Below are 14,057 nucleotides of genomic sequence, written 5' to 3'. Positions count from 1 at the left end.
AAACGCTGATCGGCAAGTGAAGGGGAGTATTTGAAGCCAGCCGGGGGAATGCGGTTATGATACAAGAGGAGCCATCCTCCATGGGTAATTTAAAATCCATGGAGGATGGCTCCTTTGTATGTGCAGCTGGTCTGTTAATCAGCCTTCCGGTCAGCCGGGAAGATAATGCTGTTCTGCCTGCGGACCTCGTCTGTGATCCTGAGGCTTTCTGCTGTGATCGCATGGTAAGCTTCTGCATTTCTGTTCTGGCGTACCAGGCGCAGAAACTCCTGTATTTCGTAGACCATATCAGGAATTGGGGACTCGTTGTAAATGACCGTCCTATTCTGCCCGCGGAGCTTGAGGGTGACATTTTTCGGACAGCCCACATCCTGCCAGAGTATGGCCCCCTTCTCGCCCTGGATCTCGCAGGGCATGGCAGAATCTGAAATTTTGGAGTAGGAGATGATGGCCTGCATTCCGGGATATTCCGCCAGGATCGTGCCTTGGCCGTCAATGCTTCCGGGAAGAAGGAGGGCCTTACTGGACACACTGGATGGTTTCCCAAACAGTCCGACCATCACCTCAATGCAGTAGATCCCCAGATCCATGAGACTGCCGTTGGACAGTTCGGGTCGGAAGGCATTTTCTATGATCCCCTTTTTGTAATTGTCGTAGCGGGAGGAATACTGGCAGTATTGGAGGAATACCTTGCGTATGGGGCCGATCTTGTCCAGATTTTCCCTGATAACTTCATAGGCAGGGTGAAAAACCGGGCGCGTTGCTTCTAAGAGGATGCAGCCGGACTGTCTGGCGGCCTGGCACATCTGTTCCCACTCATGGGCATTGGATGCAGCGGGCTTTTCACATAGGACATGCTTGCGTCTGTTTAACATATCGATAGTCTGGCGGCAGTGCAGGGCAGTGGGGCTTGCCACGTAGACAGCATCCACCTCCTTATCCTCTGACAAGTCCTCCAGGGAATCGCATATCCGGTATTCTAAAAAGCAGCTGCGCGCCCCAAACTGTCTGGCCTTCTCTTTTGTTCTGGAGTAGATCACACTAAGCCCAAAGTCATCACAGCGCTTTCCGGCATTTAAAAAACGGTCCACAATAAAATTTGTTCCGATAGTTGCAAATGACAGTTTTCCCATGTCAGCCTCCTTTGCATCTGATGGCAGTTGCCTGTTTTTCTATTATAGGTGATGGCAGCCTGCGTGTCCAATAGTATTTGACAAAGGGCTGAAAATGTAGTATGTTAAAAGATAGAAAGTCTGATCTAACATCATTTATATCGATAACAGAGGTTCCTCTGTGATTTTCCGGCTTAGAAAATTGGACATCATCTACCTTGGAAAGTGAATAGTGACTTTGCGTTTTACATATGGTATAATAGCCCTATCTCGTTTTAGGGAGGGATACGGATATGACAGACAGCGAGAAGCTCGAATTGATTTTATCTGAAATGTGTGGTATGAAGACCGATATGCAGGGTATGAAGACCGATATGCAGGGTATGGAGTCTGATATACAGGGTATGAAGTCTGATATACAGGGTATGAAGTCTGACATGCAGGGTATAACAGTTGACATACACAACATGAAAACAGATATCAAAGACCTGAAAAAGCAAGGCAGTGATACCTTTGATGAATTAATGAGGGTTGAGCGCATTGCGCTTGAAAATCAGGACAGCATTAAAGAATTGAATGGAAAATATAACGCACTGTTTTTAAAAGCAGATAACTCTGACCTGCTTTTGCGGCTGATCAATCAGCAGGCGGAGGAGGTTACGAGATTGAAGGCCATGGTGGAGTAACTGCCGCTATAAAAATAAGTGATCATATAAGCGGAGTGGGGCATTATATCATATATAAAGCGCAAAGTCTGAAACAGAGGCTCTGCGCTTTATCTGTTTTCTGGTGAGAGTCTGCGGACAGCTTTCTGATCGTCTTATCCTGGATTGATTCAACATGAAGATATGCAATTGATAAAAATAGTCATTATACAATGCATTTTGTACTTGTAATGACTTGGCAGTATACGGTAGAATGTATCAGAGAGTTAGTAAACACTAACTGGAAGGTAAGGAGGAATGCAATTGAAGAAATTATTCAGAAAGACAGTAGTGTCTGCATTGACCGCAGGCTGCGTTGTTTTGCAAACAGGCTTGATTCCCACTATGGCTGCGGGAAGTTACATAAGCGGTACATGGCAGGAAACAGACAAAGGATGGATACATGTGGATGTGGAAGGTGTCAGAAGCACAGGATGGATCCACAAGGAATCTGGCTGGTACTACTTGGATCCTATAACAGGAATCATGAAGACGGGATGGTTGAAGGACGTTGATGGCCAATGGTACTATTTTGAAACTCTGGAAGATGTAAACAGAGGAAAAGGAGCCATTGAGGGACGCCTTCACAGCGGCTGGCTGGAGGATAAAAATGGCAGCAGCTACTTTATGAATACTGCCCATAACGGAAGCTTTGGAGCACGATTGACCGGATGGCAGTGGATCGAGGGAAGCTGTTATTATTTTGATCCGGCAGAGGGCGCTGATAACGGAAAGATGTATAAGGGCGCTGTAACGCCGGATGGATTTATTGTGGATGTGCAGGGCCGGTGGGTAGATAAGGATGGCACTGTGCGCCATGATAAGCAGGGGCTTTCTGCAACTGAGACAGAGGAAGCTGCATCAAGGATAGGCAAGAGCAGTACAGACAGCGGAAGCAGTTCCGGCAGCGGAAGCAGCTCCGGCAGTGGAAGTGGCTCCAGCAGCGGAAGTAGTACAGGCAGTGGAAGTGGCTCCGGCAGTGGAAGCAGTTCCGGTGGCGGAAGCGGCTCCGGTAGCGGAAGCAGTACAGGTAGCGGAAACAGTTCGGGAAGCGGAAGCAGTGAGGGCAGCGGAAGCAGCTCCGGCGGTGGAAGCAGTGCAGGAAACACAGGCTCCGACAGCACAAATACGTCCACGGATTCCCTCGTAAAAGAGAACATGACAAAGATCATGCCGGTGGATTCCTTAGCCACATGGCTTCCTCTGGTATTTGAGGAGGGCTATAGCCTGGATAATTGTGTTATCACGGTAGACGGCCAGGACGTGTCCTCTTTGGCAACAAGGGTAACCGATGATGGCACCATTGCAAAGCTTCCTCTGACAGGCCGTCCGGGCACGCTGGTCGTTGCCAGCATGGCGGACAGCTCGAAATCAGAGACCGTAAAGCTGGGAGGATCAGATGCCAATGCCGTGTATGCGGGTACGGGATACCTTCCGGAAAAGATATTGACCCATGGCGCTGTTCCTGTGTGGGATTATTATCTGACGAATTACGATGATGAGGGTGAGGTGCGGGTGTCTCCGGCAAAGACCACCTTCAATCTGGGAGAGATGTCAGCGGCTCATCCGGGCTATTCACCGGAAGCGGAGATTGCCGGAAGCGGTACGTTTGATGTGTCGGGAGAGGTGAGGATCCTTTTCAATTACAATACAGAGGAGGAAAAGGAGTGGTTTGACGGCATCCATACTCTGGAACTGGTGGAATATAATGAGAACCGCAATACCATGAATTCCTCTTTGGAATTTAAGGCCAGAAAAAATGTTTCCCATGGTCAGGGAAAGGTGGGAGAACTGACGATCCCTGTGGGCCAGAGCAATTTTACTACCAACGGACGGTATTATGTGCGGGTAAGATCCTCCACAGGCAGCTCTGCTATGGTTTCCATCCACCTGGTAAATGAAACAGCGCCAACAATGAAGCTGAAAGAGAGCGCCGTATCCGGAAAGAACCTGCATTTTGAAGTGGAAAATATGGTCTATGGGATCACCCAGCCTGTGGAGCGAGTCACTCTGACAGATCCGGCAGGAGACACAAAGGAACTGACCATGATCGATGACTGGTATCTGATCGGAGATCTGTTCGTTCTGTATAATGATGTGGAAGCAGAAAACGGACGCAACAACATTCCCTATAATGGTACCTACACTATCACCGTATATTCCAATGGCTTTAAGAACATGAGCAAGAGCTTTGTGGTGACAGGGGGAGACTCTTCGCCGGGAAGGTCAGGCAGAGCCAAAATGGCAGTTGCATTTGATGCCGTCAGCCGTGCCACTTCCTCCTCAGGAGGCTCCTCAGGCAGCGGAGACGGAGGCAGCAGCTACACAGCAGCAGACCTTCTGTTCGATACAGACCTGCTGGTAAATGCCATGATCTTAAATGAGCTGGGTGAGCAGAATGACGCCGTTATAGCTGTGATGGACTATTGGAACAGTATGAGCTATGATGCTGTTCTGGATATCGGTGATACGGTATATTATGACTGGACAGATTACATTGATGAGGTGGAAGCTGCAAAAGTAAACAATACCGTACTGACATTTGAGGCATACAAAGAAGATGGTGAAGAGTACTTAAACCGTCCCTATGCAGTGAAGGAAGTTCTGGAGGACGGACTTTTGGGCGATATCCAGTACAACAGTGATTACGGACGCCTGGATGCGCCGGAGCTTCAGCCAAAGCAGGGAGCAGAGGGCGAAGCAGTCGTTCTGAGCTGCTCAAATACAGAGTACCTTGAAAAGATAACAGCTGTATATCTGAACGGCGATTGGAAGGAACTGGCATCTGATAAATACACAGTAGACGCAGCAGCCGGTACGCTGACAATTGACGCCAGTGTACTCTCTGCCGGAGAGGTGAAGCTGGTGGTCGATGCATCGGGCTACAAGAGCCAGGCAGTCACAGTGGATTACCAGAAGGTGCTGGAGACCGGATTGAAGCTGTTCCCGGATTATCCGGAAAATGAAGAAGCATTTACAGCAGATGAAAATGGTTATGCAGAGGCATCCTTCATTGTAGGAAATTCAGAAGGTGATTTCCTGAAGAATCTGAAGACAGTGGTGCTGACAGATGAAAATCAGGAGGCAGACAATGTATTAGCAAAAGGCGCAGAGGGAAGCGATGCCGTATATTATGTGGTTTCTGAGGATAAAAAGAGCATCACGCTTTGCAATGTAAGGCCTGGAAGCTATACGGTTTCCATCACAGCAGAATATTATGAGGATGAGCTGGAAGCAGAGTTTGCAGTAAAGGACGGACAGCCGGCAGAGGAGCAGAAAGAGGCGCCGCAGGTCGGGAAGGTTACATATAATGCCGGTTTTATGAGCTTCACACCGGAACATTACCGGGTGACGTTTGAAGGACTTGTAAGAGCAGATCTGGAAGCTTACTTGAAGGCAATCACAGATGTTGAAGTCAACGGCACATCCTATAGGCGGCCGCTCCTTGGACTTAATTCCTATGACGGACCGCAATATTATCAGAATGTAACGGACGGAACAGGACAGTATGACTGCCTGGATCTGACGCTGGATGGCTTCAGTACAGATGAGAACACAGAAGTCACAATCCTTGCAGATGGCTATGATGATGTAATATTCACAGTAGATAAGGATGGACAGCTGGTAACGGGAGAAACAATTGAGGTAAAACCGGCACCAAAGTTAAAGGGTGAAACCACGATCAGTGCTGGTGAAAAGGTGATATTAACCTGCGATGATGAGGAATATCTGGAAGCGGTCTCAAAGATTTATTATGATGCGGATGAAGAGTTATCCTATCATGTAAGCGGCAGTGAGCTTTCCATTGATGTCAGCGGTTTAGAAAGCGGCAGCATGGTCACACTTACAGTGGAAGCAGACGGCTACGAAGATAATACGGTGGATATCGATGTTGAGGAAGAAGCAGAGGAGGGCAATAAAGCTCCAACAGTAGAGGAGTTTAAGAAAAAGGTCCCGTCGTCCCTTTTGGATACGGAGTGCTACCGCGTGACCTTTGGAGGATTATCAGGTGATGTACTGACTGGTTATCTGAACAAGATTACTTCTGTGCGTGTAGGAAGCATAGATTATAAGAGAACCTCTTCCTTCTGGAACTCTGTCAGCGAGTATAAGCTTTCGGCTGCAGACAGCATGTATGATGCCTATGCATACGACTGCCTTGACCTGACAACCGATGGCTTTGCCGGAGAAGAGGAGATCGAGGTTGTGATCTCTGCAGATGGCTATGAGGATATCGCCTTTACCGTAAAGGACGGAAAGCTGATCAAGACAGAAGAGTCCTCCGCACTCAGGGCAGCCTTAAATATCACAGCCTTAAAGAGCAGCATCCTTGAGGCCGTGAAGGCGGAAACCAATCTTACAGCCAAGGAGGACACCGCGGAGGCTGTGCAGCCGGAGGGGGCGGATTCTGAGAAAACAGAAGAGCCGGAGGAGAAGGAGCCTGATGCAGGAGAAACTCCGGATGAGAATGATTCGGCTGAGGGAGAAAAGCCAGAGGAATCCGGCTCAGTCCAGGAAGAGAAGCCAGGGGAGTCCGGCCCGGCACAGGGCGAAGGGCCAGGAGAGTCCGGCCCGGCCGAAGGTGAGGATCCAGAGGAGACTGAGCCTGCCAAGGGCGAGAATCCAGAGGAAACTCCAGAGGAAGGTGAGCCGGAGGAGGATGGCAGTTTGGATGAAGACGGATCCTCCGGGGACGGCAATTCCGAGGACGGCGGAGCTTCCGGAGAAAGCACAGAGGAGGCAGCACCTTCTGATGCCAACGATCAGTCTGGCGAGTCCGCCGAAGTCCTGTAACCAGGGATCCTGCGGGAGTATTACTCTATTTGGGAGGAAATGAAGGAATGAAAAGATGGTGTTGGATATTTCTGGCACTATTGCTGTGCGGCTGCAGGGAGCAGCTAGCGCCAAAGGAAACCGGGACGGCCCATTATGACCGCCCCGGCCAGAGCTCCCGCAAGACAGAGGAAAGCTGTGACATGACGGTGTTTGCAATGGACACCGTCATGTCCTTGTCTGTTTACGGGGGAAATGACAGGCTGATGTCACAGGCGGAAGAGCGCATAAAACAGCTGGAAGGACTGTTCTCTGTCACAGATGAGAACAGTGAGATCCATGAGCTGAACAGCCGTGGGAAGGCAAAGCTGTCAGAGGATACGGAGCGCCTGCTGGAGAGTGCATTGAAAATGTGCAGCCGGACCCAGGGAACCCTGGACATCTCCATTTATCCTGTGGTAAAAAGCTGGGGCTTTACCACCGGGGAATACCATGTCCCCGGCAAGGAGGAGAGAGCGCAGCTGCTGGAGAACGTAGATTACCGGAAAATCCGCCTTACATCAGGCCATGCATCCCTGGAGCCTGACATGGAAATCGATCTGGGAAGTGTGGCAAAGGGCTACACGGGGGATGAGCTGCTGGCGCTCCTTCGGGAAAACGGCATCACCTCTGCCCTTTTGAACCTTGGAGGAAATGTCCAGACATTGGGAAGCAGGCCGGATGGTACAGACTGGCTCATTGCCATACAGGATCCCCAGGGCTCCGGCTATCTGGGAGGAGTTGCTGTCTCTGACAAGGCGGTCATCACTTCCGGCGGTTATGAGCGCTTTTTTGAGGATGAGGACGGAAACATTTATTGGCATATCATTGATCCCGTTACAGGTGCTCCGGCAGAAAACGGGCTGATCTCCGTGACTGTGGTCAGCGAAAGCGGCCTGCTGTGCGATGCCCTGTCCACCTCTCTCTTTGTAATGGGGATGGAGAAGGCAGAAGAGCATTGGAGGCAGTACGGTGATTTTGAAGCTGTTTTTGTGGAGGCGGATGGCACGATCAGTATGACAGAAGGCCTGGAGGAGAGCTTTATCCCGGCAGATGCAGGCCTTGAGCGAGACAGAAGGATCATCCGCAGAAACTGACATTTTTTCAATTAATAAACCCTGACTAATAAAATAAAGGTAAGTAGCGTTAAATTATAATAAATTTTATATCTAATTTTTGATTATCCGTATAAACACTATACTTTCAAATATTTTGAAGTATAGAAAAGCACTCATTTTACCACGAATTTACCATAATTAAACGAGCCTTGATATGACTATAAATAACACTAAAAAGACCTCACACCTAAACGGTGTCTTTTTTAAAAGCAGTCAATCATAAGACCAACTGCTTTGTAAATATAGATATTAAATTGTTAAGCTGAGATTTTACTTAGATTTATCTTTCACTGGTTTGCTATTTTCATCATTTTCTCCTTCAAGCCATGCCATTATGCCAAAGTTACAAAATGGATAAATTATTACTTCTTTATAAACTTCTTGCTCACAACGAGGGCAGATGACATATTCTTCACCTTTTACATTTTTTAATTACCGAAATTCCCTTTTTTATTTGCAAATTACATGTCTTATAGCTTACCATGTTTTTCGTATCTTGCGACTCTTGATATTTTGTTATCCTCATCTACAAATACTACTTTAGGTGGATTTTTCTTTACCTCTTCTGGAGTCATCTGTGCATAGCACATTATGATTATCTTATCACCTGTCTGAACACATCTTGCAGCAGCTCCATTGAGACATATCATTCCGCTGCCTCTTTCTCCTGCAATTGTGTATGTCTCAAATCTGTTCCCATTATTTATATCTACGATACTTACCTTTTCATACTCCAAAATTCCAGCACTGTCAAGTAAGTCTTCGTCTACAGTGATGCTTCCTACATAATCAAGTTCTGCTTGAACTACTGTAGCTCTGTGTATCTTCCCCTTTAACATTTCAAATGTCATATTTAACCCCCGTTTAACCTTCGTAAATAAAGTTGTCAATCAATCTGGTTTTGCCGATATAAACTGCCATGGCAACTAGTACTGGTGCTGTCATCTCCTTGACCGGTTTAACTGAAACAGCGTCTACAGCCTGAACATAATCTATTTTCGCCATAGGCTCAGTTTCAATAAGCTTAATCATTTCTGATACAATTTTATCTGTATCTTTTTCTCCTGCTTTTGCCATATCTTCTCCGAGCTTAACTGCTTTGCTTAAAATTAGTGCCGCCTTTCTCTCATCTTTGCTTAGATATGTATTTCTTGAACTCTTTGCAAGACCATCCTCTTCTCTAACTATAGGGCAGCCCACAATTTCGATATCAAAGTTCAAATCTCTAACCATTCTTTTTATAATCGCAAGCTGCTGTGCATCCTTTTGACCAAAGTAAGCTCTGTCGGGATTTACAATATTAAAAAGTTTAGATACTACTGTGCCTACACCCCTGAAATGTATTGGTCGTGATTTTCCACAAAGTTCCTCTGAAAGACTTTCTATGTTTACATATGTTGAAAAATCGTCAAAATACATATTTTCCGGCTCAGGATTAAATATTAAATTAGCACCTGCCTCCTCACATAGCATAGTATCCCTTTCCAAATCCCTCGGATAGCTTTCCAAATCTTCCCCTACTCCAAATTGAGTCGGATTTACAAAATCACTGACAACAACTCTATCGTTTTCTGAAACAGCCCTTGTAATTAAACTCTTATGTCCTTCGTGCAAAAATCCCATAGTAGGAACAAGACCTACTGTAAGACCTTCTTTCTTCCATTCTTTGACTATAACTCTCACTTCATCTACGGTTTTTACTATTTTCATCGTTCTATCTCCTAATATAACTTGTTAATTACATCTTCTGAAATTTTAAATGTGTGTTCAGGTGCTGGAAAGCTTCCCTGTTTAGTTTCTTCTATATATGCAGCAAAGGCTTCTTTCATTACATCTCCTACCTTTGCGAATTGTTTTACGAATTTAGGTGTAAAGTCAGAGACCATTCCAAGCATGTCCTGATAAACGAGAATCTGTCCATCGCAGCCAGATCCTGCACCTATTCCTATTGTAGGAATATTAATGCTTTCAGAAATAATTTCCGCTAATTTTGCAGGTACGCATTCCAAAACAATCGCAAATGCTCCTGCTTCTTCAACAGCTTTTGCCTCTTCAATGAGTTTCTTTGCTCCCTCTTCACTTTTTCCCTGAACTTTAAAGCCTCCAAAAACGTTCACTGACTGAGGTGTAAGTCCAATATGTGCCATAACAGGAATTGAAGCAGCTGTAATAGCTTTAATCTGTGGACAAACAGAGGCTCCACCTTCTAGCTTTACTGCTTGACATCTTCCTTCTTTCATAAGTCTTCCTGCGTTATACATGGCCTCTTCAACTGAAACTTGATATGACATAAACGGCATATCTCCAACTACTAAGGCATCTTTGGCACCTCTTGTAACTGCTCTTGTATGGTGAATCATATCTTCCATTGTTACCGGCAAAGTATTTTCGTATCCGAGCATAACCATGCCAAGAGAATCTCCAACGAGAATACCGTTAATACCTGACTGATCCATCAATTTAGCTGTCGAATAGTCATAGGCTGTCAGCATTGTAATCTTATCGCCCTTAACCTTCTGTTCTTTAAAAGTGGATACTGTGTTTTTCATTTTTAATTACCTCCGTCATCTTCAAATAGTCACTGTCTAAATGTTTTTCCTGTGCAATACTGAGAAGCTTTTCTGAAAGCAAAAGATATATCATCTCATATCCCACCTTTTCCTCAGACTCGTTTATCCATGCTGCCTTAATAGCTTCAATGTGTTTTGTGATAGTCGACAAATCATTTCGCTCAACAGGACCTGTGAGGGCAGCCGCAACTCCTTTTTCTGCCAATGTGTCGGCATTTCCAGTAAACAAAGGCACTAAGGCTTTCTTTGCATCTTTTTTATCAAAGCCGCATTTTACAAGCATTTCAGCCCCCACTTGAAAAAGTCCGTTTACGAGATTGCTTACAACTACTGCACCGCAGTGGTAAAGAGATTTATTTTCCGCTCCCATTGCGATTACCTTATTTCCTGCTCGCTCAAAGATACTCTTAATCTCATCTAGATTCTCTGCCGAACCCTCCACAGTAAAATAAGCCTTATTCAAGTGTTTCCATGATTCGCACTTATCACTTATTGCATATAGGGGATGTACCGAATAGATATTTGCACCGAGGTTTTCACCATCAAAAAAAACGGTTGATGAAATCGAACCGCTGCAATGACAAATATTTTTATTTTTAATATCCAGATTCTTCATATAATCCCATACTTTGCTTATCTGTCCATCAGGCACAGTAATAAACAGGGTATCACTGTCACTTAAGATATCCTCTATACTCTTATATAGTTTTGTGTTAGTAAAATCTGCTGCTGATTTAGCTGATTCCGGTGATTTGCTGAAGTAACCCGTAATCTCTACGCCGTTTTCCTTCAGGTATTTTCCAAGGGAAAATCCTACTTTCCCCGCTCCGATAAATCCTGCTCTCATATCGATCACTCCTTTCTGGGAAGTGACAATCATGAAAATCTGCATGGATGAGGTCTCGTTCAAACTGATATAATCCTCATGGTTTAAAAATAAAAAATATGTGGTATAGTTTCTGTTCGAATACTATCTACCCATTACTATAGCACCTATTTAAGTGATTGTACAGAGAAAAAAATAAGGCACCACTCTAACTAATTTATCATTAAAGTGATGCTAATATAAATCGTGTTATTTAGCTTTTCTGTATTTAATCATTTTCACAATCTGAATTATCAAAGTCGGGATAAAAATATAAAGCATGACAAAACACTTCTTCATTTTTCGCTTGATTACCCACCACAGAAAAGAAAGAACCCTGTAAAGAGCCTTACCACCATTGGTGGTGCTTTGCACTCTTGATTGGGCTTTTTGTTTGCTGTATCTTTCATGCAAGAGGAAAATTAAAGTCCTCTATTCCATTTCTCTTTTAGATAATCTTCATAGTCCGTTTCATTAAAATCTAATTGTGGCGAAGTGTTGGGAATGTTGTTTCTGTTGTCTATATCTGCAAGCTGACGGAATATCCAATCATCATAAGGGTCGTGATATTTATACTCTTTGGGCTGTTCTCTGTATCGGTCTAACCCTCGCATTTCCTTATGTACTTTCATCATGCGTTCCAATTTCTGACGCTGTATCAACTGCTTGATTTCCATAAGTTCTTCCAACTCTACTACCTCACTAGAAAGATAATTGCTAATGTATCTAATCAATGTAGTTTCCATGTAAAATCTACATTCTTTTTCGTCATTGAAAAATTCATTTTCAGACAAATAATCTAAGGAAACATTAAAATCCTGTTCTCGTTTGATAACGTCCATGATATATGGCTCGGTGTGGTCAATATATTTCCATTCCCCCGACAATAATTCATTCGGTGTTACTCCCAGCACGTCCATTATCTTTTCCAATGTATCAAAGGTAGGATAATTCACACCTCGTTCAATCTTGGAAAGGCTCTGCATATTGATACCGATTTTATTGGCAAGTTCCTGTTGTTTCATTCCCCTGTGTTTTCTTATGATTTGTATGTTTTCTCCTAAGAAACTGATTTTCTTTTCATAATACTCCATAACTTAGTATAACCGCTCCTTTCGTTGCTTTTATTGTCATTTATAAGCATATCATACTTAATATATATCGAAAAGTCAATCGAAACTTCTTGACAAGTAATTCTAGTGGCGTTATTATCTTATCAGACAGAGTGATTAAGCACGCTAGGGTCAATCACACACTTGAGTAAGCATATATAAGAGATGTTTTCACTTTGATAGCATGAATGAGCATGGACTATCAGACTAAAAATAGGGTTTCTGACTGGGGCTGTTTCGTTTAGCCACGAGCCTCTCAAGGCTCGTGAGCGTTAAGAACGGAACAGACACAGGAAGAAAGGGAACGCCTTTAGGCGCTCGTAAAGGGCGTATATGTAACACCGCCCTGCGCATACATGTCATAGTACCTAGAAACTGTGATAAATAAAGGACAAAACGCTATTTTTACCCCGCAAAAAAACGGGGCATACGAAAGGAGTAATGCACTATAACTACACACAAAAATTTATCCGTTAAGATTGATTACATCAGCATTGTATTTGAAACGGCAACCGCTGAAGATGTAATCATGCACATTTTAGGTTTACCGACTGATATTTTCAATGTCTATCCGGCAAGCATTAAATACAAAACCTATCAAGCACGCTGGCAGATTGGAGATATTTATGTATCGGGGGACGCAAGAAAGACAGAGGACAACCCACAGGGGCTAGGCTGTTATCTTGTTATGACTGGCAGAGGTTGTGATGATATTTTCCGTATTCTCGACAGTAGGAATTATACCTTTGGGGATATGTTCCGACGCTGTGAGCGAAGATACGGACTGGATAATTTTCATTTCACAAGACTTGATATTGCCATTGATGATAAGAACGAAAAGCCATTCTTTACCATAGAGCAGATAAAGAAGAAATGCGAAAAAGAGGAATTTATCTCCAATAGTGAGGGCTACCACTTTGATGAAAGCAAGTTTGACGATTTCGACACCGCAAAGACTGTTTATATCGGTGCTGGAAAATCTGGATTATCCTACCGCTTTTATGATAAGGATAAGGAAGTCTGTTCAAAACATAATAAGACGCTTGAGGAAGTCGGCAGTTGGAAACGAACAGAAATGCAACTGCGTGATGATAAGGCTCATGTTTTTGCCATGACATTTAAGGACAGACCGCTGGAACTTGGGGAACTGGCTTTCGGGCTACTGGCAAACAACCTACGCTTTGTCGTGCCAAACAGAAACGAAAGTAATAAAAGCAGGTGGAAAACGTGTCGATTTTGGGAACGCTTTTTAGGGGCTGTGGAAGTCTTGAAACTGCAAGTACCAAAGCAGCATAATTCCCTTGAAGAAACACAGCAATGGCTCACAGAGGGTGGCGTCATTTCCGCTGTCAAAAGTTTTTATTTCTTGGAAGAACATGACGCATTAGGTGGACTGGAAAAAGTAGGAACTATGCTTGATAAGGCAAGATACAGCAATTCCCTTTCCAGTAAATTAACCGCCCATTTACAGAGGATAAACCGCACCGACCTTATCCCCTATATCCAGTATGACACAAAACATGGGAAAGGGGGTATCTGATGAATAACAACGATATTCCCGTATGGGAAAAATACACCCTTACCATTGAAGAAGCGTCAAAGTATTTCCGCATTGGAGAAAACAAGTTAAGACGATTGGCAGAGGAAAACAAGGACGCTGGCTGGCTCATTATGAATGGCAACCGCATACAGATTAAACGCCGACAGTTTGAACAGGTCATTGACAAATTGGACGCAATCTAATGCAAATGAGCCTTGTATGTG

At 44.5% G+C, this 14,057-nt stretch carries 11 protein-coding genes; 5 read left to right on the top strand and 6 right to left on the bottom strand.

Annotation, left to right across the window (positions count from 1 at the left end; translation table 11 throughout):
- Nucleotides 1-134: 134 nt before the first annotated feature.
- Entirely contained in the window at nt 135-1,133 is a 999-nt protein-coding gene (locus LIZ87_RS06155) for a Gfo/Idh/MocA family protein (RefSeq protein ID WP_178316087.1), read from the bottom strand.
- Between the two features lie 272 nt (nt 1,134-1,405).
- On the opposite strand from LIZ87_RS06155, the gene LIZ87_RS06150 reads away from it, so the two are divergent.
- The 3 genes from LIZ87_RS06150 (at nt 1,406) to LIZ87_RS06140 (ending at nt 7,725) form a co-directional block, all read left to right on the top strand.
- Nucleotides 1,406-1,798: a hypothetical protein gene (locus LIZ87_RS06150; protein WP_178316086.1), complete on the top strand. Its 393-nt coding sequence runs from the start codon at nt 1,406-1,408 to the stop codon at nt 1,796-1,798.
- 282 nt (nt 1,799-2,080) lie between these two features.
- Nucleotides 2,081-6,610: a hemoblobin-interacting domain-containing protein gene (locus tag LIZ87_RS06145; RefSeq protein WP_227145816.1), complete on the top strand. Its 4,530-nt coding sequence runs from the start codon at nt 2,081-2,083 to the stop codon at nt 6,608-6,610.
- 47 nt (nt 6,611-6,657) lie between these two features.
- Nucleotides 6,658-7,725, top strand: a complete 1,068-nt coding sequence (locus LIZ87_RS06140; RefSeq protein ID WP_227145814.1) for an FAD:protein FMN transferase — start codon at nt 6,658-6,660, stop codon at nt 7,723-7,725.
- A 491-nt stretch (nt 7,726-8,216) separates the two neighbouring features.
- On the opposite strand, the gene panD is transcribed toward LIZ87_RS06140, so the two are convergent.
- From panD to LIZ87_RS06115, 5 genes are all read right to left on the bottom strand, one after another.
- Entirely contained in the window at nt 8,217-8,597 is a 381-nt protein-coding gene (panD, locus tag LIZ87_RS06135; protein WP_004847071.1) for an aspartate 1-decarboxylase, read from the bottom strand.
- Nucleotides 8,598-8,610: 13 nt separating this feature from the next.
- A complete protein-coding gene (panC, locus tag LIZ87_RS06130; protein WP_004847070.1) occupies nt 8,611-9,456 on the bottom strand; it encodes a pantoate--beta-alanine ligase in 846 nt (281 codons plus the stop codon).
- A gap of 11 nt (nt 9,457-9,467) precedes the next feature.
- Nucleotides 9,468-10,295: a 3-methyl-2-oxobutanoate hydroxymethyltransferase gene (gene panB, locus LIZ87_RS06125; protein WP_004847068.1), complete on the bottom strand. Its 828-nt coding sequence runs from the start codon at nt 10,293-10,295 to the stop codon at nt 9,468-9,470.
- Nucleotides 10,270-11,163, bottom strand: a complete 894-nt coding sequence (locus LIZ87_RS06120; protein WP_009320104.1) for a Rossmann-like and DUF2520 domain-containing protein — start codon at nt 11,161-11,163, stop codon at nt 10,270-10,272. Before LIZ87_RS06120 ends, panB begins: the two co-directional genes overlap by 26 nt.
- Before the next feature lie 440 nt (nt 11,164-11,603).
- On the bottom strand, nt 11,604-12,275 hold the full coding sequence (locus LIZ87_RS06115) for a helix-turn-helix domain-containing protein (RefSeq protein ID WP_004847061.1): 672 nt from the start codon (nt 12,273-12,275) through the stop codon (nt 11,604-11,606).
- Nucleotides 12,276-12,771: 496 nt separating this feature from the next.
- On the opposite strand from LIZ87_RS06115, the gene LIZ87_RS06110 reads away from it, so the two are divergent.
- Complete coding sequence (locus tag LIZ87_RS06110) at nt 12,772-13,833, top strand: replication initiation factor domain-containing protein (protein WP_259302594.1); 1,062 nt, start codon at nt 12,772-12,774, stop codon at nt 13,831-13,833.
- A complete protein-coding gene (locus LIZ87_RS06105) occupies nt 13,833-14,036 on the top strand; it encodes an excisionase (RefSeq protein WP_002607397.1) in 204 nt (67 codons plus the stop codon). The genes LIZ87_RS06110 and LIZ87_RS06105 overlap by 1 nt, the downstream gene beginning before the upstream one ends.
- The last annotated feature ends 21 nt before the right edge of the window (nt 14,037-14,057 follow it).

Source organism: Lacrimispora sp. 210928-DFI.3.58 (genome assembly GCF_020554865.1).
Classification (GTDB): domain Bacteria; phylum Bacillota; class Clostridia; order Lachnospirales; family Lachnospiraceae; genus Enterocloster.
The sequence above is the reverse complement of the archived record's forward strand: the minus strand, read 5'-3'. Positions and strand labels throughout refer to the sequence as shown.